22 protein-coding genes are annotated in these 21,698 nt (G+C 44.5%); 11 read left to right on the top strand and 11 right to left on the bottom strand.

Translation table 11 applies throughout. The annotated features are described in order from the left end of the window. Positions 1 to 7 precede the first annotated feature (7 nt). The 9 genes from Q0Y65_RS01290 to Q0Y65_RS01250 are packed head-to-tail and all read left to right on the top strand — an operon-like array spanning position 8 to position 8,477. The gene (locus Q0Y65_RS01290) at positions 8 to 316 is read left to right on the top strand and encodes a hypothetical protein (protein ID WP_297955856.1); all 309 of its coding nucleotides are present in this window, start codon (positions 8 to 10) and stop codon (positions 314 to 316) included. Between the two features lie 32 nt (positions 317 to 348). After that, positions 349 to 2,322, top strand: coding sequence for a V-type ATP synthase subunit I (locus Q0Y65_RS01285; protein ID WP_297955854.1), 1,974 nt, complete (start codon positions 349 to 351; stop codon positions 2,320 to 2,322). Next, complete coding sequence (locus Q0Y65_RS01280) at positions 2,315 to 2,788, top strand: V-type ATP synthase subunit K (RefSeq protein WP_297955851.1); 474 nt, start codon at positions 2,315 to 2,317, stop codon at positions 2,786 to 2,788. The genes Q0Y65_RS01285 and Q0Y65_RS01280 overlap by 8 nt, the downstream gene beginning before the upstream one ends. A 13-nt stretch (positions 2,789 to 2,801) precedes the next feature. Continuing rightward, positions 2,802 to 3,395, top strand: coding sequence for a V-type ATP synthase subunit E (locus Q0Y65_RS01275; protein WP_297955848.1), 594 nt, complete (start codon positions 2,802 to 2,804; stop codon positions 3,393 to 3,395). 8 nt (positions 3,396 to 3,403) lie between these two features. After that, positions 3,404 to 4,345: a V-type ATPase subunit gene (locus Q0Y65_RS01270; RefSeq protein ID WP_297955845.1), complete on the top strand. Its 942-nt coding sequence runs from the start codon at positions 3,404 to 3,406 to the stop codon at positions 4,343 to 4,345. Continuing rightward, the gene (locus Q0Y65_RS01265; RefSeq protein ID WP_297955842.1) at positions 4,338 to 4,649 is read left to right on the top strand and encodes a V-type ATP synthase subunit F; all 312 of its coding nucleotides are present in this window, start codon (positions 4,338 to 4,340) and stop codon (positions 4,647 to 4,649) included. The genes Q0Y65_RS01270 and Q0Y65_RS01265 overlap by 8 nt, the downstream gene beginning before the upstream one ends. Before the next feature lie 21 nt (positions 4,650 to 4,670). Then, a complete protein-coding gene (locus Q0Y65_RS01260; protein WP_297955840.1) occupies positions 4,671 to 6,440 on the top strand; it encodes a V-type ATP synthase subunit A in 1,770 nt (589 codons plus the stop codon). Further along, positions 6,440 to 7,816: a V-type ATP synthase subunit B gene (locus Q0Y65_RS01255; RefSeq protein WP_297955839.1), complete on the top strand. Its 1,377-nt coding sequence runs from the start codon at positions 6,440 to 6,442 to the stop codon at positions 7,814 to 7,816. Before Q0Y65_RS01260 ends, Q0Y65_RS01255 begins: the two co-directional genes overlap by 1 nt. Before the next feature lie 10 nt (positions 7,817 to 7,826). Then, entirely contained in the window at positions 7,827 to 8,477 is a 651-nt protein-coding gene (locus Q0Y65_RS01250; protein WP_297955837.1) for a V-type ATP synthase subunit D, read from the top strand. A 46-nt stretch (positions 8,478 to 8,523) separates the two neighbouring features. Here the strand turns inward: Q0Y65_RS01250 and Q0Y65_RS01245 are convergent, their stop codons facing one another. Together Q0Y65_RS01245 and Q0Y65_RS01240 are read right to left on the bottom strand one after the other, a co-directional pair. Then, on the bottom strand, positions 8,524 to 9,588 hold the full coding sequence (locus Q0Y65_RS01245; RefSeq protein WP_297955834.1) for an FkbM family methyltransferase: 1,065 nt from the start codon (positions 9,586 to 9,588) through the stop codon (positions 8,524 to 8,526). 20 nt (positions 9,589 to 9,608) lie between these two features. After that, positions 9,609 to 10,031: a PH domain-containing protein gene (locus tag Q0Y65_RS01240; protein ID WP_297955831.1), complete on the bottom strand. Its 423-nt coding sequence runs from the start codon at positions 10,029 to 10,031 to the stop codon at positions 9,609 to 9,611. Between the two features lie 273 nt (positions 10,032 to 10,304). Between Q0Y65_RS01240 and rpsO the strand changes: the two genes are divergently transcribed. Next, positions 10,305 to 10,571 (top strand): 30S ribosomal protein S15, encoded by a 267-nt coding sequence (gene rpsO, locus Q0Y65_RS01235; RefSeq protein ID WP_028520517.1) that lies wholly within the window; start codon positions 10,305 to 10,307, stop codon positions 10,569 to 10,571. Between the two features lie 170 nt (positions 10,572 to 10,741). Continuing rightward, on the top strand, positions 10,742 to 12,856 hold the full coding sequence (locus Q0Y65_RS01230) for a polyribonucleotide nucleotidyltransferase (protein ID WP_297955827.1): 2,115 nt from the start codon (positions 10,742 to 10,744) through the stop codon (positions 12,854 to 12,856). 86 nt (positions 12,857 to 12,942) lie between these two features. Here Q0Y65_RS01230 and pyrB read toward each other — a convergent pair whose 3' ends face one another. From pyrB to Q0Y65_RS01185, 9 genes are all read right to left on the bottom strand, one after another. Beyond that, complete coding sequence (gene pyrB, locus Q0Y65_RS01225) at positions 12,943 to 14,025, bottom strand: aspartate carbamoyltransferase (RefSeq protein ID WP_297955824.1); 1,083 nt, start codon at positions 14,023 to 14,025, stop codon at positions 12,943 to 12,945. Positions 14,026 to 14,048: 23 nt separating this feature from the next. Continuing rightward, positions 14,049 to 14,717, bottom strand: a complete 669-nt coding sequence (locus Q0Y65_RS01220; RefSeq protein WP_297955821.1) for an HD domain-containing protein — start codon at positions 14,715 to 14,717, stop codon at positions 14,049 to 14,051. 15 nt (positions 14,718 to 14,732) lie between these two features. Continuing rightward, positions 14,733 to 16,604 carry an asparagine synthase (glutamine-hydrolyzing) gene (gene asnB, locus Q0Y65_RS01215; RefSeq protein WP_297955818.1) on the bottom strand — a complete coding sequence of 624 codons (1,872 nt, stop codon included), beginning with the start codon at positions 16,602 to 16,604 and terminating at the stop codon, positions 14,733 to 14,735. A gap of 96 nt (positions 16,605 to 16,700) precedes the next feature. Further along, positions 16,701 to 17,690, bottom strand: a complete 990-nt coding sequence (locus Q0Y65_RS01210; RefSeq protein ID WP_297955815.1) for a tyrosine recombinase XerC — start codon at positions 17,688 to 17,690, stop codon at positions 16,701 to 16,703. Next, the gene (locus Q0Y65_RS01205) at positions 17,687 to 18,202 is read right to left on the bottom strand and encodes an NUDIX hydrolase (protein WP_297955812.1); all 516 of its coding nucleotides are present in this window, start codon (positions 18,200 to 18,202) and stop codon (positions 17,687 to 17,689) included. The genes Q0Y65_RS01210 and Q0Y65_RS01205 overlap by 4 nt, the downstream gene beginning before the upstream one ends. A 157-nt stretch (positions 18,203 to 18,359) precedes the next feature. Then, complete coding sequence (locus tag Q0Y65_RS01200) at positions 18,360 to 19,157, bottom strand: MIP family channel protein (protein ID WP_363293484.1); 798 nt, start codon at positions 19,155 to 19,157, stop codon at positions 18,360 to 18,362. Positions 19,158 to 19,287: 130 nt separating this feature from the next. Then, positions 19,288 to 20,184, bottom strand: a complete 897-nt coding sequence (locus Q0Y65_RS01195; protein ID WP_297955810.1) for a hypothetical protein — start codon at positions 20,182 to 20,184, stop codon at positions 19,288 to 19,290. After that, complete coding sequence (locus Q0Y65_RS01190) at positions 20,181 to 20,870, bottom strand: class D sortase (RefSeq protein ID WP_297955808.1); 690 nt, start codon at positions 20,868 to 20,870, stop codon at positions 20,181 to 20,183. Before Q0Y65_RS01190 ends, Q0Y65_RS01195 begins: the two co-directional genes overlap by 4 nt. Further along, a complete protein-coding gene (locus Q0Y65_RS01185; RefSeq protein ID WP_297955805.1) occupies positions 20,871 to 21,668 on the bottom strand; it encodes a hypothetical protein in 798 nt (265 codons plus the stop codon). Positions 21,669 to 21,698 lie beyond the last annotated feature (30 nt).

Here is a 21,698-nt window from a genome sequence, read left to right as displayed (position 1 = left end):
TAATCAGATGGCATCGGAAGCGGTTAAGAAGATACTTGAAGCAGAAGCTCTTTCTGATAAAAAAAATGCCGAAGCAAGACGACAGCGTGAGGATATAATAAGCTCTGCCTCGGGCAGCTCGTCTCTGGCAATACAGAAAAGAATAAGCGAAGCTACCTCAGAGGCTTCAAAGCTTAGGCAGAAATATGACACACAGCTCGAAGAATACAGAAAAAAAGCCGAAGCAGACTGTGATAGGATGATAAATGATATCAAACAAATGGCGGCTTCTAACTCGGATAAAGCCATAGATGAAATAATAAACAGATATTTCTGATAACGTTTTCCGAAAGGAGAGTGATGTAAAATATGGCGAAGCTCAAAATGAAAAAAATAGAGCTTATAGCTATGCTTACAGACAGTAAAAAGATAATCGAACTTCTTCAGCGGCGCGGTGTCGTCGAGATCTCCCGCAACGATGACGAAGAGCTTGAAAATACAAATGTTGCGGCTGTTGTAGGAGAATTTGAAAAATTCAGGAGTACAGCTGCGCAGGCTCTGGAGATCATCGATACCCATGCTCCCGAAAAGGTCGGGCTGGCCGATATGTTCAGCGGAAAGACCGAGGTTGAAAAACATGAATTCGGCAGGGAAGCCATGCAGATGGAAAAGGTGATGAGCGCTGCAAATGAGATAATCAGGAATCAGAAGTCCATTGATGAGGCTGCCGCTGCCGAAGCTCAGCTGGAGATAAAATGCGATATGCTGGACAGCTGGCTGCCTCTTGATGTTCCGCTGAATTTCAGAGGCACGGCAACAACATCAGCGTATATAGGCACTCTTCCGTACCAGATAAGCGCGGAGGAGCTTGAGGCTCAGCTTCCCGGGCAATGCAGCGTCGAGGTCGTAAGCGGTTCAAAGGAGCAGACTAATCTGTTTATTCTGTGCAGCAAGGGCGTTTACGATGAAGCAGGAGACATACTGCGAAAAATGACTTTTGCTTCGCTTTCGGAATCTGTGGGCAAGACGCCGTCAGAGTTGCTTGAAGGCTATAAGCAGGAGATACAGGAGCTTGAAAAAAAATCGGTAGCAGCACGCTCCGATATCGAAAAGCTCGCTGAAAACCGCAAACAGCTGCGCTTTGTTATCGACTACCTTCAGATGAGAAAGGAAAAATATGACGCTCTCAGCGGACTTGGCTTTACAGAGACCACTTTTGTACTGACAGGCTATATCCCCGAAAAGTACGCAGAGTCACTGAAAAAGGAGATCGAGGCAAAATATACGGCTTCAATAACTTTTACAGATCCGTCCGATGATGAGGATGTTCCTGTTTTGCTTGAAAACAGCAGGTTTTCCGCTCCTGTGGAGGGAATAACAAAAATGTATGCCATGCCCTCAAAGGGAGACGTCGATCCCACGCCTGTAATGTCATTCTTCTATTATCTTTTCTTCGGAATGATGCTTTCAGACGCAGGCTATGGTCTTTTGATGGTGATAGGAACTACTATCGCCCTGAAGAAATTCAAGCTTGAATCAAGCATGAAAAAGACTCTTACCATGTTCCGGAACTGCGGTGTTTCCACAGTTTTCTGGGGAGCGCTTTTCGGAAGCTGGTTCGGTGATATTGTCCAGGTAGTCTCCGAGCAGTTCTTTGATAAAAAGATCGGAAGCATCGCTCTGTGGTTTGAACCTCTTACCGATCCCGTAAAGCTGCTGCTGGTATCCTTCGGACTGGGTATACTGCATCTTCTTCTGGGTGTGGCAGTCGCCTTCAAGATGACATGGGATACAGGCAAAAAGCTGGACGCGGTATTTGATGCTCTGCCGATATATCTTATAGTTATCGGTGTTGCTCCCATCGGTGCAGGTATGTTCATATCAGTTCCGTCATTACTTACCAAAACAGGACTGTATATGCTCATAGCAGGCGTTGCGCTGCTTGTACTCACAGCAGGAAGGACTTCAAAATCCATATTCGGAAAGTTCTTCGGAGGTCTGTATGCACTTTATAATACGGCCACAGGTTATCTTGGAGATATCCTTTCCTATTCGAGACTTCTTGCTCTCGGACTTGCAACAGGAAGCATAGCCAGCGTTATCAACCTTATCGGAACTATGCCGGAAAACAAAATAGTAAAGCTCATTCTTCTGATAGTTGTTTTTGTCGTCGGACATACGGCCAACCTTGCGATCAACCTGCTCGGAGCATATGTTCACACCGACAGATTACAGTTTGTTGAGCTTTTCAGTAAATTCTACACAGGCGGCGGCAGGGAATTTGCCCCGCTGACAGTTAACACAAAGTATATCAAATTCAAGGAGGAAAATACAAATGACTAACGGATTAGTTTTAGCTTTGATCGGAGCTGCTCTTGCAGCATTACTTGCAGGAATCGGTTCTGCAAAGGGAGTAAGCCTTGTTGGTGAAGCTGCATCGGGAGTGGTGTCTGTGGATCCTTCAAAGTTCAGCAAGGTGCTTCTGCTGGAGCTCCTTCCCGGTACACAGGGACTTTACGGACTTATCGCTGCCATGTTCATTCTTATCAAGACCAATGTCCTCAGCGGAAATGCAGCCGATATCAGCGTACAGCAGGGACTCGCTTTCCTTGCAGCTTCGCTTCCTATAGCTGTAGTAGGCCTTATCTCTGGAATCATGCAGGGAAGGACAGCAGCAGCAGGTGTAAGCATTACAGCCAAGAAGCCCGATCATAACGGAAAGGCCATCATCATGGCTGCGATGGTTGAAACATACGCTATCCTTGCACTTCTCATATCAGTTCTCATGATACTGAATATAGCTGTATAACGGAGGTAAGGATATGTCAGGACTTGACGAGATCTTAACTCTCATCGAAGAACAGCAGAAACAGACCGAGGAAAGTATCATCAAGGCCGCCAGAAAAAAAGCAGAGTCTATCCTGTCTGAGGGCAATGAAAAGGCTGATAAGGCCTATAAGGATTATCTTGACAATGCTAAGATAAGCGCAGAAAAAGAGTTTGAAAACTCTTGCGTGTCCGTTGACTCCTCAATGAAGCGAAAGCTGCTTTCCTGCAAGGTAGGTCTCATTAATGATACTATCGAAAAAACCATCGCTAAACTTAAAGCGCTTCCCGATAAGGAGTATTTTGAGCTTCTTATACGGCTCATAAGCCGTCATATAAGACAAGGGAAGGGTATTCTCAGCCTGTGCAGCAATGATCTGAACCGACTTCCTTCTGATTTTGGAAAACAGATAACAGATCTGGCTGCAAAGGACGGCGGCACTATAGAGCTCTCAAAGGAGCCTGCTGATATAGAGGACGGTTTTATTCTCAGCTACGGCCTTATTTCTGAGAATTGCAGCTTCCGTGCTATCATAGAAGCCGATAAGGACGAGATAAGAGATACGGCAGCAAGAGCTTTGTTCGGGTAGGTGATAGCATGAAGGGTACAAAATACGCAAATGCTGTCGGCGCTGTCAGAGCAATGGAAAACTCACTTCTTGGCAAAAGTGACATTGAACAGATGATAAACGCCCGTTCAAAAGCAGAAATCACCGCTATGATCACCTCGGGAAAGGGAGTCTCTGCCCCGGAGGATCTTTCGGCTGTATGGAATATGCTGAAGGAATATGCTCCGGACTGCAAGGAACTTGAAATACTTCTGTACAGAAATGATTTTCACAATCTGAAAGCAGTTCTGAAGGCGATCATATCCAACCGCGAACCGGATCAGTATTATATAGCGCCCTCAAATGTGGGACTTGAAGAACTGAAGGAAGCTATCAATTCAAAGGATCAGAGCGGACTTCCCGAATATATGCGAAAAGCCGCCGCTGACGCCTATGAGCTTGTAACAAGGACTCTGGACGGTCAGCTTTCTGATTCGCTGATAGACAGATCTGCTCTTGAAGCCATGCAGAAAAGTGCCGCTGAATCCGGCAGCGAGTTCATGCAGAGATATGCGCAGCTCCAGACAGCCTGTGCCGACATAAAAACAGCATACAGATGCTGTATGCTCAACAAGTCGGCTCAGTTTATGGAAACAGCCATATGCGGAAGTCACGATCTCGAAAAGGACTCCCTCATAAAAGCTTCCCTCAGCGGTACGGATCAGCTTTTTTCGCACCTTGAAACTACGCCCTACAGCGAAGCAGCGGCATTATTGAAGATGTCATCTGCAAAATACGAAAAATGGTGTGATGATGCGATCATGGAGCTTGCTGAATCAGCGCGTGTGCTGGCATTCGGCTCCGAGCCGCTTGCTGCATACTATATCGCCAAGGAAACGGAGATAAAAAATCTCAGGATATTGTCTGTTTGCAAGGAATTCGGTGCAGACAGGGATACTATCACGGAAAGGATGAGAAAGCTATATGTATAAAGCGGCTGTAATCGGCGACAGCGCCAGTGTTTCCGGCTTTGCTGCACTTGGCCTTTCTGTGTTCCGTGAGACAGAGCCGGAAAAGATCACAAAGCTAATATCAAGACTTGCAGCAAATGATTTTGCAGTGATATATATCACCGAACCTGCTGCCGCTCTTGTGAGCAATACTATAGCAAAATACAGAAGCAGCAAGCTTCCGTCTATCGTTCTGATACCTGCAATCGAGGGAAATACAGGTGACGGTATGAGAGCTCTCCATGAGGCGGTCGAGAAAGCTGTTGGCTCAGATATATTGAATTAGGAAAGAGGCGGATAAGCAGAAATGAACAGTAAAGGCACAGTAGTTAAGATATCAGGACCGCTGGTCGTGGCCGAGGGTATGCGTGACGCTAATATGTTTGACGTTGTCAGAGTAAGCGAAAAGCGTCTTATCGGCGAAATAATCGAGATGCACGGTGATCGTGCCTCAATACAGGTATACGAAGAAACCTCCGGACTCGGTACAGGCGAAGGCGTTGAATCCACCGGCGAGCCCATGAGCGTTGAGCTCGGCCCCGGACTTATCGGAAGCATTTTCGACGGTATCCAGCGTCCTCTTGATGATATAAGAAAGGTCTGCGGTAATAATCTTCAGAGAGGCGTAGAAGTTCCCTCACTGAAAAGAGAGCCGCTGTGGAAGTTCACTCCCGCTGTGAAAGCAGGGGATAAGGTCACAGGCGGAGATATTATCGGTACAGTTCCAGAGACAGATATAGTTCTTCACAAGATAATGGTGCCTAACGGCATAGAAGGTACAATAAAGAAGATATCCGAGGGTAAATTCCACGCCGACGATATTGTTTGTATCATAGAGACTTCAAAAGGTGACAAGGAGCTTTCGCTCATTCAGAAATGGCCTGTAAGACGCGGCAGACCCTACAAGAAAAAGCTTTCACCCGATATGCCTCTTGTAACAGGTCAGCGAGTTGTTGACTGCCTTTTCCCCATAGCTAAGGGCGGTGTTGCAGCTATCCCGGGACCGTTCGGAAGCGGAAAGACCGTAACTCAGCATCAGCTGGCAAAATGGGCGGAAGCAGATATCATAGTATATATCGGATGCGGTGAGCGCGGAAACGAGATGACGGACGTTCTCAACGAATTCCCCGAGCTTATCGACCCGCACACAGGCAAATCCCTTATGGAAAGAACAGTCCTGATCGCAAACACTTCAGATATGCCTGTTGCCGCCAGAGAAGCCTCTGTTTATACAGGCATCACCATTGCGGAGTATTACCGTGATATGGGCTATTCTGTTGCTCTTATGGCTGATTCCACATCACGCTGGGCCGAGGCTCTCCGCGAGATGTCAGGCCGACTTGAGGAAATGCCCGGCGATGAGGGCTATCCTGCATATCTCGGAAGCCGTCTTGCTCAGTTCTATGAACGTGCAGGCAGAGTTATATCCAATGGTACCGAGGGCAGGGAAGGAGCACTTTCCGTTATAGGAGCCGTATCGCCTCCCGGAGGAGATATATCGGAGCCTGTTTCGCAGGCTACGCTCCGTATCGTAAAGGTATTCTGGGGACTTGATGCAAATCTTGCCTATCAGAGACATTTCCCCGCAATAAACTGGCTTACGAGCTATTCGCTGTACGCTGACTCTCTCGCCAACTGGTATGATAACAATGTTTCAAAGGACTGGATGAAGTCGAGAGCCAGATTCATGGAGATCCTACATGATGAAGCTGAACTCAAGGAGATCGTAAAGCTTGTAGGAATGGACGCTCTTTCTTCAAAAGACAGACTGAAAATGGAAACAGCCCGCTCTATCCGAGAGGACTTCCTGCACCAGCTTGCATTCCACGAGGTAGACACCTACACAAGTCTGAAAAAGCAGCTCTATATGATGAAGCTGATACTCAATTTCAATGACGAAGCTGCGGACGCTGTAGCAAAGGGTGCAGATATCGAAGAGATCGCAAATCTCGAGGTCAGAGAAAAAATAGGCAGATTCAAGTATATCGAGGAAGAAAGAACAGACGCAGAATTCGAGAAGATCTCCGTGGAGATATCATCAGAGCTTAACGAACTGCTCGACAAGGAGGAAGACTGATGCCGAGAGAATACAGAACCATTGAAGAAGCAGCAGGACCACTTCTTCTTGTTAAAGATGTTGAAAACGTAACATACGGTGAGCTTGCAGAGATCAGGCTTAAAGACGGTGAAAAAAGGCGCTGCCGTGTTCTTGAGATAGACGGTACAAACGCTCTTGTACAGCTTTTTGAGAACGCAGCAGGCATCAACCTTCAGGACAGCAGCGTTGTTTTTTCGGGACATCAGATGGAGCTTGGCGTATCAGAGGATATGCTCGGACGAGTTTTTGACGGCCTCGGCAGACCGATCGATGACGGTCCCGAGATCATTCCCGAAATGAGACTCGATGTAAACGGACTTCCTATGAATCCTGTTGCAAGACAGTATCCTCAGGAGTTCATACAGACAGGCGTTTCAGCTATAGACGGACTCAATACCCTTGTAAGAGGCCAGAAGCTGCCAATATTTTCTGCCAGCGGCCTTCCTCACGCACAGCTTGCAGCTCAGATAGCGCGTCAGGCAAAGGTTCGCGGCAAAGACGAGCAGTTCGCCGTTGTATTTGCTGCAATGGGTATAACTTTCGAGGAGTCCGAATACTTTGTACAGAGCTTCAGGAGCACAGGCGCTCTTGACAGAACAGTTCTGTTCATCAATCTTGCCAACGATTCCGCTATCGAGCGACTGGCAACACCTAAAATGGCGCTTACCGCCGCAGAATACCTTGCATTTGAAAAGGGTATGCACGTTCTTGTTATCCTTACGGATATCACAAACTATGCAGACGCTCTCCGTGAGGTATCGGCTGCACGTAAGGAAGTTCCCGGACGAAGAGGCTATCCCGGATATATGTATACAGACCTTGCAACTATATATGAGCGTGCCGGCCGTCAGAACGGCAAAGAGGGAAGTATCACCATGATACCGATACTCACCATGCCTGAGGACGATAAAACACACCCTATCCCCGATCTTACAGGATATATAACCGAGGGACAGATAATACTCTCCCGCGAGCTTTACAGAAAGGGTATAAATCCTCCCGTTGATGTTCTTCCGTCGCTTTCCAGACTGAAGGATAAGGGAATAGGCGAGGGCAAGACCCGTGCCGATCATTCGGACACTATGAATCAGCTCTTCTCTGCTTACGCAAGAGGCAAGGACGCCAAGGAACTCATGGTCGTACTGGGTGAAGCCGCTCTTACTCCTACAGATCTTCTGTATGCAAAATTTGCAGATGAATTTGAAAAGAGATACGTTTCTCAGGGCTTTGAGAATAACCGAAGCATCGAGGACACTCTTTCAATAGGCTGGGAGCTGCTGAAGCTCCTTCCGAGAAGTGAGCTGAGACGAATCAGAGAGGAATATCTGGTCAAGTACTTTGATACTCAGAAATGAGGTGAGCTGATTGGCACGACTTAATGTTAATCCCACCAGAATGGAGCTCAGTAAGCTGAAGAAGAAGCTTGCTTCCGCCAGAAGAGGACATAAGCTGCTGAAGGATAAGCGCGACGAACTTATGAGACAGTTCATGATACTCATAAAAGAGAACCGCCAGCTGAGGACCGAGGTCGAACAGGCAATAAACGAAGCAAATCGCTATATGGCCGTCGCAGGCTCGGTAATGCAGCGAGAGGTGCTTGAAACTGCTCTTATGCTTCCAAAACAGGAAGTCGAGATCAAAGTGACTGAAAAGAATGTAATGAGCGTATATATCCCCGAATTCACAACTAAATTCAGGACGGAAGATACAAATGATATCTACTCTTACGGCATGGCATTCACCTCAATTGATCTGGACGGAGCAGTATGTGCTCTTAGCGCAGTATTTCCAAAGATGATAAGACTTGCTGAGATAGAAAAAGCCTGCCAGCTCATGGCAGACGAGATCGAAAAAACAAGGCGCCGTGTAAACGCTCTTGAGCATATTATGATACCTGATTATGAAGAAACTATCAAGTTTATCACCATGAAGCTGTCAGAAAACGAAAGAAGCACCACAACTTCACTTATGAAGGTGAAGGACATGGTGCTGAAACAGAGTCATAATTACCACTAATAATAAAGACCTTCCGAAGCTATGATCTATCGGAAGGTCTTGTTATTTATAGTGTTGCATAGAGATTGGTTTCCCAAGCAGGAATATAAAGCTGATGTCTTATATAAAGCTTATAGGACGGATTAAGCTTTTTGATTAGCAGCGGCAGTTCAAAAATATCCTCATTTCTGTGATATAAAGATACCATGAGCTTAGGGGCAAAATGCGAGATCGTAAGGGAAGCTCCCCATATTGCCTCGCGCTCAAAGCCTTCAACGTCCATTTTGATTATGGTTGCCGGCTTTTTGGCAAGTATGCTGTCAACCGAAAGCGCTCCCACCATATTATCGGAATTGGCGCTTATTGCAGACTGACGTCCCGCCTTGGCTGCAAACGGAAGCTCCGTATCAATACACCATGCTGCCGCATTGTAAGCATATACATGAGGCATACCGTCAACAAATTTTGCAAGCTTCTTGAAGTTCTTTTTATCGGGTTCAAGCGCATATATAGATACATATTTGCCATGAGTGAACTCAAGTATCTCTTTTATTGTATCACCGTTATATGCTCCCAGATCAACATATACTTCATTGAGATTGGGCTTTATGATCTTTTTGTATATTTCAGCCTTGGCCGTTGTAACAGCTGACAGGTACTCGATTTTTCCGCTGATCTTAAAGTTGATGATATTAGCGTAGACCTTGCGGGAATAATCGTCTGCAAGGCTGTCGTATACCTGCTGTATCTCATCTGCGTGTTCGGTACAGTATTCATAAGTAAAAAGACCGCCGCCAACTACAGGTACATCCGGTACATACAGAGTATGTGCTGCCGCAATGGAATGGACCTTATCCACGATCTCCTGATATCCTGCGGCAAAGGCAAGTACAACAACGAAATCGTCAACAGCCTCTTCGATCTCGGAAAGCTTATGGACTCTGTAGCCCTCGAAGGAATGCCCGCGCACAAAGTCATCACTTGCAAAAATACCTGCTACAGTTATCTTCTTGTTACGGAAAACAGACATTATCTTCAAAGCACCGTCACCCATACCATAAATAAATATGGGGCGCTTTTCAGCCTTCAGTCTGTCCCAGCTGGATTGTTTTTCTGTAATAAACGAGAGCATTCTCCCAATCACCTCTGAAATCAAAAATCTCCGTCGTGGTCATGGACATCATCGTAATCATCGCAGTGATCATGACCTGAATGTAAGCCCATCATATCTCTTCCTCTGATACCGTATCTATCACGCATTACATTGAGGTATTTATCGATAAGCTCCGATACCTTTCTCACATTCTTGACACAGTGTACTTCCTTGGACGGAGTATCAGCGTCCCTGCTGTATATTATTATGGTTCCGCAGTTGAACAAACGCTGGAAGAAAGGATACTTAACCTTTTTATCTGTTATCTTGTAGAGGTCTATCTCGTCCTCGTCGATGCTGAGAAAGCCTGTACGGGTTATAAACTTTGTTTCTGTAAGATAATAACGCGTAAAAGTAAGAGGTAGACCGAAAAGTGAACGTTTTTTATCTGTCCATACATATTCGAAAGCGTTTTTTTTCATAGCAAAATCCTCCATTCTTTTAATAGCAGACCTCTGTAATAACTATTTTACCACATAACGCATCAATAGTCAACTATAATCTTTAAGAAAACTGTTAAAAGCGCAGAGTGCGACAGTGAGTAAATTGCATATTTTTTTGTAAAATCTCAAAAAAAGCTTTACAAAGGCATTTTTTTATGGTATAATAATATCACCGTGTACTTGGTCCGGGGCATGACCTCGACTTTCACCCCCTACTGAGTTGACGGAATATTTTATCAAGAGGTGCTTCAAATGTTATTGAAGGATGAAAAGACAGCCGTTATTGAGGCTAACAGAACACACGAAAACGACACAGGATCTCCTGAGGTTCAGATCGCTATCCTCACAAGAAGGATCAACGACCTTACAAACCACCTCAAGACTCACAAGAACGACCACCACTCAAGAAGAGGTCTTCTCAAGATGGTTGGTCACAGACGTAACCTTCTCGGATATCTCAAGAAGAAGGACATCAACAGATACCGTGCTATCGTAGAGAAGCTCGGTCTCCGTAAGTAATCACGAGTATGAAGGCAGCGGGGTTTTATACCCTTCTGCCTTTACGTCTATCAGAGTGCAGGGATTAGAAGTCAGAGGTAAGGGTCGGAAAGGACGATTTGCAGGCTTTTACCTCTAACTTCTAAAGGCTCTCCTCTGATAAAAAATAATCAAATTGGAGGCAGAAATATATGTTTGAAAACTACAGAACTTTTGAAACGACATATGCGGGCAGACCGCTTATCGTCGAGACAGGCAAGACCTGCGGTCTTTCCAACGGATCTTGCTGGGTAAGATACGGCGAGACAGTTGTAATGGCTAATGTAACCGCAAGCGCAAAGCCCAGAGAAGGCATCGATTTCTTCCCGCTGTCAGTTGACTACGAGGAGAGACTCTACTCAGTAGGCAGGATCCCCGGTTCATTCACAAAGCGTGAGGGTAAGCCTTCCGAAAAGGCTATTCTTACTTCACGCTGCGTTGACAGACCTATCCGTCCGCTTTTCCCCAAGGATATGAGAAACGACGTATCAGTTGTTATGACTGTCCTTTCTGTTGAACCCGATAATTCACCTGAGATCGCCGGTATGATCGCAACATCTATCGCTATCTCTATTTCGGATATTCCCTGGAACGGTCCAATCGCAGGCATCAATGTAGGACTTGTTGACGGTGAGATCGTACTTAACCCTACGCTTGAGCAGAGAGCAAAGACAGATCTTACCCTTACAGTAGCAGGTACTGCCGAGAAGATCGTTATGATTGAAGCAGGCGCAAACGAGGTACCTGAGGATACAATGCTTGAGGCTATCCTTACAGGTCACGAAGAGATCAAGAAGATGGTAGCATTCATCAATGATATCCGTGCTCAGATAGGCAAGCCTAAGTTCACATTCGAGTCAATGGAAGTTGACCACGATATGTTCGACGCTATCGAAGCATTTGCAGCAGACCGCGTTAAGGTTGCTCTCGATACAAACGACAAGAACGTCCGCGATGAGAGACTTGCTCCTATCGTTGACGATATTCATGCAGCATTCGATGAAAAGTATCCCGAGCAGATCCCCATGATCGACGAGTGCATCTACAAGCTTCAGAAGAAGATCGTTCGTACATGGCTCTACGAAGGCAAGCGTGTTGACGGACGAGGCATCGACGAGATCCGTCCTCTTGCTGCTGAAGTAGGAGTTCTTCCCAGAGTACACGGCTCAGGTCTCTTTACAAGAGGTCAGACACAGGTTCTCACTATTGCAACCCTCGGTCCTGTAAGCGACGCTCAGAAGATCGACGGCCTCGATGAAGAGGATTCAAAGAGATATATGCACCAGTACAACTTCCCGAGCTACTCTGTAGGCGAGACCAAGCCCAACAGAGGTCCCGGACGTCGTGAGATCGGTCACGGTGCTCTTGCAGAAAGAGCTCTTGCACCTGTTATTCCTCCTGTTGAGGAATTCCCCTATGCTCTCCGACTTGTTTCCGAGGTACTCTCATCTAACGGTTCCACATCACAGGGCTCTATATGCGGTTCAACACTTGCACTTATGGATGCCGGTGTACCGATCAAGGCTCCTGTTGCAGGTATATCATGCGGACTTATCACACTTCCCGACAGTGACGACTTCATGACAATGGTAGATATCCAGGGTCTTGAGGACTTCTTCGGCGATATGGACTTCAAGGTAGGCGGTACTCACAAGGGTATTACTGCTATCCAGGTAGATATCAAGGTAGACGGTCTTACACCTGCTATCATAAAGGAAGCTTTTGAGAAGACAAGAAAGGCTCGTCTCTATATCCTTGACGAGATCATGCTCAAGGCTATTCCCGAGAGCAGACCTACTGTCAATAAGTACGCTCCCAAGATGCTCCAGACAAAGATCCCCGTTGACAAGATCCGTGAGGTTATCGGACAGGGCGGCAAGGTCATCCAGAAGATATCCGCTGACTGTGATGTCAAGATCGATATCAGCGATGACGGAAATGTATTTATCAGTGGTGTTGATGCTGATAATGCAAACAAGGCACTCCAGATAATCCACACAATTGCAAACGATCCCGAGGTAGGAGCTATCTACAAGGGCAAGGTTGTAAGGATAATGGACTTTGGCGCATTTGTTGAGATCGCTCCCGGCAAGGACGGTCTTGTACACATCTCCAAGCTGGACAAGCAGAGAGTTGAAAAGGTTGAAGACGTTGTTTCCATCGGCGACGAGATCGTTGTAAAGGTTACAGAGATCGACCGTCAGGGAAGAATCAATCTTTCACGCAAGGACGCTCTTGCTGAGATCGAAGCTAAGAAGAAGAACTGAATATAAAAGATATGGCCGTGTACAATGTACACGGCTTTTCTTATTTACTGCAAAAAATGTCCGTGCAAGCTGCACGGACCGATTTTTTATATAAGCTTTCTCTCGTCACAGTATTCACATTCAAGAAGCGTTTCATCGCCGCTTGAACGGAAGCTCTTCGGAAGATATTCCTCATGATTGGTTATACATCTGGGATTTGAGCATCTTACGCCGCCGAACACTTTGCCCTTCAGTGTCTCGGACTGTTTCTGCTCACTGAGTATAGTCATAATAAGCGCCATACGGACATACATACCGTATTTAGCCTGCTTGAAGTACATTGCTCTTTCGTCATCGTCGACTTCAACTGTAATCTCATCAACTCTGGGGAGAGGATGCATAACTATCATGTCCTTGCGTGCAAAAAGCATCTTTTTTTTGTCAAGAACGTAGGTATTCTTCTGGGCGAGATATTCCTCTTCGCTTGCAAAACGCTCCTGCTGGATCCTTGTCATATAGAGTACGTCAAGGCTTCCTATAGCTTCTTCAAGAGTATTGACCTCAGTAAAGCTGGTGCCGTTTGCTTTGATTATATCCTTTATGTAAGCAGGCATACCGAGCTCGGGTGTAGAGATGAATACGAATTTGTTATTTTCAAACATACTGAGAGCTTTGCAAAGGGAATGAACGGTCCTTCCATTGAGAAGATCGCCGCACATTCCTATAGTAAGTCCCGAAAGTGTTTTCTTTTCGATTTTCAGCGTCAGCAGATCTGTAAGAGTCTGTGTTGGATGAAGATGCCCGCCGTCTCCGGCATTTATAACAGAACAGTCAGATGTCAGCGAAGCTGCTTTTGCAGCGCCTGCGATAGGGTGACGTATTACAAGAACATCAGCATAATTGCTTACGATCTTGGTGGTATCCTTGATGGTTTCACCCTTTGCCACAGAGGAATTCGCAGGATTGTCAAAGCCGATTATCTGTCCGCCAAGTCTTATCATGGCAGTCTGGAAGGACATCTGTGTTCTTGTGGACGGCTCATAGAAAAGAGTAGCCATTATCTTGCCGTCGCATACATGGGCATAATCAGCAGGGGAGTTGTATATCTTTTCGCCAAGCTCTACCACGCTCTTCCACCATGAAACAGGATAATCATTCAGATCAATAAGATGCTGATACTTTGAAAACATATTTGAACCTCCGTTGTATTTATTTACAGTATTTTACTGTCATTTATCATCATTTCAAACTGTACGCCAAGGAACTTGGACGCCCTTCTGCACAGCAGCATACGCTCCATAAATATCTCAAAATACTCAAGTACAGAGGAGATCTCTGTATCTATCTGCAATTCAAGTATAATTGAGCTTTTGCTTTCGTTGAAGGTAACATTTGATTTTTCAACAGCGTAATTCACTCGATCGTGTATATCAAATGTAAGCAGATCGGTATTGCGTACACGGCTCCTGCGCACATCAGTTTTGTCGCCGATTATCATTGCAGCGGAAATTGCGTCCAGAGGCTGTCCTGTACCTTCATCGTGATTTCCTATAGCGGAGATAACAGAGCATATCTCATCGGCAGGCATACTGAGATTATCCAGCAGTCTGAAAGCCATGACAGCACCACTCTGTGCATGGTCGACACGATTGATAACATTGCCGATATCATGCATTATGGAAGCTATCTTGGCAAGCTCCACCATTCTTTCATCATACCCCAGAGTTTCCAGTATCATTGCGGATGTATGCGCAACTCTCTCAACGTGAGGGAATGAATGCTCGGTATAACCAAGCGCCTCCAGTGCCTGGTCAGCGCGGCGGATATACTCCATTATATCGGGGTTCTGCTTTATATACTTATAAGTAACAATACTTGGCATAATTTCTCCTGTATATCAATATTTTCCGTTATTTTCAAAATAGACCTTATACCATACAAGGAAAATGAAAACAGTCCAGATCTTTCGGCTGTTATCAGCCTTGCCTGCACGGTGTTCGTCAAGAAGCCTGAGCAGGGGAGCGGTATTGAAGAACTTTTCGGAGCTTTCGCTTTCAAAATAGCTCTTTACAAGCTCGTAATACTTATCCTCCTTCAGCCATACCCTTATAGGAACAGGGAAGCCCAGCTTCTTTTTGGCGGCCGTTTTGGCAGTCTGTTCGGGGGTATCCTTTTTCGCCGCAAGACGCATAGCATATTTGGTGATATACTTGGTCTCGTCAGTGCCTTTATCATGAGTTACACGGAATCTGGTCGGTATTTTCTCCGCAAGAGCCATTACCTCCTTATCCAGGAAGGGAACTCTGAGTTCAAGCGAATTAGCCATACTCATCTTATCTGCCTTGAGAAGAATATCTCCAGCCATCCACATATGCAGATCAAGATACTGCATTTTTGTCACATCGTCCTTGTTTTTTACGTTCTTATAGAACGGACGGGTGATCTGTACAGGATCCGGAGCATCTGTCTGTATCTTTAACAACGCCTTTCTGTCCTCTGGAGTAAACATATAAGCATTGCCGATAAATCTCTCCTCAACATCCTTGCCTTTTCGCACAAAGAAATTGATACCGCGCTTAGCAGGAAGCTTTGATGCAACCTTTCCTATGCCTCTTTTCAGCGTCCTCGGAAGCTTGTCATAAAACGTTCCGTCAGGATCGCTGTAGACGTTATAGCCGCCGAATATCTCATCTGCGCCTTCACCGGAAAGGACTACCTTCAGTTTGTCTGAAGCTATATTACATACAAAATACAGAGCAACAGCAGAAGGATCTGCAAGAGGCTCATCCATATGGTACTGTATCATGGAAAGACTGTCCCAGTATTCTTCGGGAGAGATGACCTTGCTGGTGTTTTCCTTGCCTATAGCCTTTGAAAAGTTCTTCGCCCAGCCGATCTCATTGTATTTCTCGTCACTTCCAAAGCCAACAGTAAAGGTCTTGTCTACGTCAGCAATAGCTGCTACATAACTTGAATCAACGCCGCTGGAAAGGAATGAACCTACCTCAACATCTGCTATTTTATGAGCTTCAACAGAATTATGGAAGGTATCGGATATCATATTGACCCAGTCATCGAGCTTGGGGCAGTCGTCAGCGTTGAAATGAACGTCCCAGTAGCGCTTGGCCTCGAACCTGCCGTCTTTAAAAATGAAATAATGCGCAGGCGGAAGCTTGTAAACATTTTTAAAAAATGTTTCTGAGGTAGGGGAGTACTGGAAGGTGAGGTAATTCTCAAGAGCTGACGTGTTAAGCTCCTTGACAAAAGCAGGATGCTCAAGAAAGCTTTTTATCTCTGAACCAAACATGAGAGTTCCGTTCATATTGGCATAATAAAGAGGTTTAATGCCGAAGAAGTCTCTCGCGCCAAAGAGTTCCTTTTTATTTTTATCCCATATAACAAAGGAAAACATACCGCGAAGCATTTCCAGAAGCTTAACACCATATTCCTCATATCCGTGTATAAGCACTTCTGTATCTGTGTTGGTTCTGAAGCTGTGTCCCGAAGCAACAAGCTTTTCACGAATTTCCATGTAATTGTATATCTCGCCGTTAAAAATGATAACCAGCGAATTATCTTCATTGAAAATGGGCTGATCACCGCTTGAACTGATGTCGATTATACTAAGACGACGGTGGCCGAGCGCGATATTATCATCTATATATCTGCCCTCAGCGTCAGGACCTCTGTGTCGTATACGATCCATCATTTTTCCGAGCACTTCATCAGCATTGCCTACATTATTCGTAAAGCCAACGATTCCACACATAAATGTGTTACCTCCGTTTTTCTATCTATTAAATCTCCCAAAATATTATACTACAAAACAAAGGATTTTGCAACAGAAAAAGAGCTATTTTAAGGATTATTTATCCTCTTTGTTTTCCGAGGTCACTTTCGCCAGCGGATTGCTTTCAACAGCATTGCGCACGTTTTCGTTGTTAAGATGAGTGTAAATCTCCGTTGTAGCTGTACTTTCGTGGCCAAGAAGCTCTTTCAGAGTAAGCACATCTGCATCACCGTACTGATACATAAGTGTAGCAGCAGTGTGCCGTAGCTTATGTGTAGTTATGCCCTTGCCGTCAAGACCGGCCTTCCGCAGGGTCTCCTCAACGATCTGCTGCACACGGCGTTTAGAGATGCGTCTGTTCTGATTGCTTATAAACAGTGCAGGCTCATCTGCAGCTTTCGGATTATCCCTTCTAATAACAAGGTATTTGTTAAGTGCATCGATGCAGGCAGGGTTGAGATATACCATACGTTCCTTACTGCGTTTTCCGAGAACCTTCAGTCTGTTCTCATAGAAGTCAATATCCTTAATATTGATACCTACAAGCTCACTGAGACGCATACCACAATTGAGAAACAGTGTTATGATACAATAATCACGTTTTGAATCAGCACTATCTGCTGTAGAAAGCAATCTGAGGCTTTCATTGAGTGAAAGGAACTTAGGCAGGGAAGCCTTCGGTACAGGCACGTCAAGATCCTTTGTAGGATTTTCATCAATAATATGAGCAACATTTTCGAGATACTTAAAAAAGCTCCTGAGGGATGAGATTTTTCTGTAGCGTGCACGATCCTTATTATTTCGCTCATCAGACGTATAAAAAATGAAGTTATAGATATCTGAAACAGTGATTTTCCTGAGTTCGGCTGTAGTCATATCACGAATATCAATATCCTCGATAGCTTTGCCGGTCTCATGATTATTCTCATATATATATCTTAGGAAAAGCCTGATATCTGTGTAATATTCCTCGATAGTGCGCTGTGAAAGAAGCTTTACTATCTTTATATGTACAAGATATTCGTTTAAGAATTCGGGATTAGATTCATTGTTAAAATTTTTCATATAAATCCTTTCTCACATAAATACTCGATAACTCTGGCTTCTCGCTCAATAAGCATTTCATCGTAATCTCCGTGTATATGAGTACGATTAACAGCTATAGCGTGTTTGGGGGAGACATATTCAAGAGTGAACCCTTCATCAAGCTCATATTTATCCAATTCCTGATCAGTTATGTTATCATGCACATCACACAGATAATAATAGTTTTCCTGTTCAAAGATCTCGTTTTCAGCAAAACGGCTTTTCTGGATACGCAGGACTGAACCCAATTCCTTTACAGAATCTTCAATCAGAGTAAGACCGGTTTCTTCAAGCAACTCGCGTTTAAGCGCGGATAACTTGTCTTCATTTTTTTCAATGCCACCGCCGGGAAACTTATAGTAATCATGTTTCTTGCTGTAAACCATAGCTATCGTTCCTTCGGTAATAATTACGCCTCTTACCGAAGGACGAACAAATCTTGTGAAGCTGTCATCGTAATCTTTCATATCCATAACAAAAAGCTGTTTCATAATTTTCTCCTGTAAAAAGTATACAAACTTTCGCCAAACTTTGATTTGGTGAAACTCTATCTGTTTTTTCATTACTGTTATTATACCACTTTCCTCTAATAAATTCAAGGATACATAATATAAAAAGGACTCCCGTGATATTGGGAGTCCATAAATTTTACTTCTTTTTCTTTTTATTTGAATTGTTCTTTGAGTGAGTCGGCGTTTTAGCTGCTGCGGGTGTTACCTTTACAGGTGCAGTTTTTTCAGCAGCCGGTTTCGTGCTTGCGTTAGCAGTTTCAAGGAACTTATAAATAACAGCTGCAAGAACAGCTCCTACAAACGGACCAACTATAAATACCCACAGATCACTGAGAGCATCTCCGCCAGCTAAAAGTGCGGGTCCGAGGCTTCTTGCAGGATTTACCGAAGTACCTGTAAGACCTATGCCAAAGATATGCACAAGTGTAAGTGTAAGACCAATGATGAGACCTCCGAATGAACCGTGATTCGCCTTCTTTGAGGTTACGCCGAGAATGGTCATTACAAAAATAAAAGTAAGAAGGATCTCAACAAGAATTCCTGCGCCGTAGCTTCCGTTGACATTTGCAAGACCGTTTGCACCGTAGCCGCCTGTTTTATCCGTTACATCACCTAAACTGAATATCGCTTTGAGCATTCCTGCACCTGCGATAGCTCCAACGCACTGTGAAACAACATAACCGATAAAATCTGTGAGTGTCATTCCTCCTGTAAGAAAAACTCCAAGAGAAACGGCAGGGTTAATGTGACATCCCGAGATATTTCCTATACAGTATGCCATTCCGACAATTACAAGTCCGAACGCCAGAGCAGTCAGGATATAACCTCCTCCGTTTGCCGAGTCACAGCCTACAAGCATAGCTGTTCCGCAGCCAAGAAGAACGAGCACAAATGTACCTATGACTTCTGCAATGTACTTTTTGATTGATTCCATAAAAATGCCTCCTTATTGTTTTTATTCGGTTATTACCGATAAAACTATTATATCATTATTCAATAACGATTGTCAATATTTTATAAAGAATATCTTTTAAAACAAAACAGCTGCATATTGCAGCTGTTTTTTAGCTTATATCTGTAGGTTTAGTGTCAGGATATTTTTTCTTTTCGTGAGTTACGCCATAGATCACAACCAGCGAGATCCCAACAACTATAAGAGCCATCTGTACAGCCATAAAAGCTTCTGTATACTTATACATTGCACTTGTAAACGCTGCAAAAACAGGTGCCTGCTTTATAGAAAACGAGTCAAAGTATCTGGTTGCTATAAGGTAAATGCTTGGAGCTCCGCCGAGTATACCCGAAATAATAGCTGAAATGCCGCACCAATACAGAGTAGTTACCTTCTTTTTGCGGTTTATTATCACAAGAAGAATAATCATTACCGCTGCTGACGTTAATACAGCTGCCGTAGCAGGAATACGGTATCTATATATACCTGAAAGCTTGGAAAGAACTCCGTGGTCACTCATAGCCGAAAACTTATAAACATCACAGTATGAGCCTATTGTCTTATATGCAGCGTCTTTTGTACTGCGGAGCTTCAGCTCAAAGTTATCATCCTTTTCATAGTTGTTTTCATCGGCGAAATCGTTGAAAAACTGATCCAGGTTTTCTTCAAGCATTGTGTTGCCCGGTATCCTGACGCTCATTTTTCCGTTTTCACCAAGAGCATCAAAAGCCGCATCTATATAGACCTCTTCAACACGTTTCAGGTAGGAGTTGCTAATAGATGACATCAAAACATCGGCAGGTATTCCGGTAGTATTATACTTGTCCGTATAGTATTTATTGAGCTCTGTATAGATCTTTGACTCAAGATCATTCTTTGCTGCAAGATTCTTCAGCTTTGAAGAGGATATGTTGATATCCACAAGCAGCAGAGCAGAACTGGCTATAAGAAGAAACACAAATATTACAGATATGATAAGTGAGGGAAGATAAGTGCTGACTTTTTTCAATTTGAGCTCCCCTCCCCTGCGCTTTTGTAAAATCTTTTCTCGTCAAGCTCGCAGATAACTCCTGTCCTCTCATCTGCGTTTCCAAGAATATCGCGCTTACAGGTATAAAGTGTAAGCTTTGTGTCTTCGGAAGGTGCAACAAACTTTCCGTCCTTCTTATTAAAGCTTATCTGTTCCTTGACTATATACACAAATGTGCCGTAATTGGTCTTTAATGTAACAGTGTCGCCTTTCTTCAGCTTATTTAGCTCTGAAAAGAAGGTATCAACGTGAGCGCTGATGACTGTATTGCCCTTATCGCCTATAATAACAGAGCCGGATGACTGACAGGCGCCTCGTTCAAACAGTTCCGAATTGCTTCCCCAGTACACAGGGATTGTGATATCAAACGCAGAGCACTCCATCATCGCATACATTTCGCCGAATTTCGGGCGAATGAACTCTCCTGTATCAGATGTCTCCCCTTCATAATCACTGATGATCTCATTGTCGCGTACTACAAGTCCTGTCCCCACGGCTTCCGGCGTGGTTTTAAGACTGTCCATAAACGCAAGATTGAGATACATCCTGATCTTGTCTGAAGGTTTTATCATTGCTATCATGAAAAGACCTATACAAAGAGCAAGCAGAACGAAAGGAGTAGCTATATGGATCAATGCACTGTCTTTTTTACTTTTGTTACTCATTTAATTCTCCGATCCTTTTATTCGCATTCTTTTCATAAGAACGATCACCGCTGAAATACTCAACCCGATAAGAATACCAGCAAAAGCAAGGATGCCTCTTCTGTCATAGCCTGTGTCCTCAACAGAAGCACCTGCTGTTGAAACATTGACCAGCTCGCCCTTATCGTTTCTCATAGCAAGAGTAAGTGAATCATCGGTTATTTCGTCAACCGTGATATTAAGTCCCATTTCCTCCGCAGCTTCCGACAGAGTACCGACGATCTTAACCTTCTGCTCGGCAGGAGTCTGCTTCATAAGACTTCTGTACTCTTCGGGACTGAGATCATCTATTATGGCCTGCTGCTGCGCAGGAGTAAAGCTGCTTATATAAGCCATTTTCTGCTGATACGACATCTTGATGAATTCTTCCCTGCTTATACGGGTAAAGGTGGTTCCGTCGCTTGCTGTAAGGGTTATACCGCTGCTCTGAGGAGTTGCAGGAGATTCGTTTCCGTCAGGAGCAGAAGCTGTAGTAGTCACAATAACAGGTTCCGAGCTCTGAGGCCCTGTGGTTACTATCTGACGTCCTGCTTCATGCAGCTTGGCAATAGCCCTGTCCAGTCTCTCGGAAGGGTAATCCTCGGGATGCGAATAGTATTCATTATAGCCTGCCTGTATATCCTCCTCGGAATATCCGTAAGATCTTGCAACTGCCGCAACATCATCGGCAGTGGTGGCATTGGCTGTAAACGAAAATGCAAACATACCTGCTGTGATAGTAAAAGTATATAGTAAAGCCTTTATAGTTCTTTTATTCATGGTTTTCCCTCCTATCATCAATACTAATAT

The sequence above is a fragment of the uncultured Ruminococcus sp. genome (assembly GCF_947301925.1).
In the GTDB taxonomy this organism is placed as follows: Bacteria; Bacillota; Clostridia; order Oscillospirales; family Ruminococcaceae; genus Ruminococcus.
This window is presented reverse-complemented; position numbering and strand designations above follow the sequence as displayed.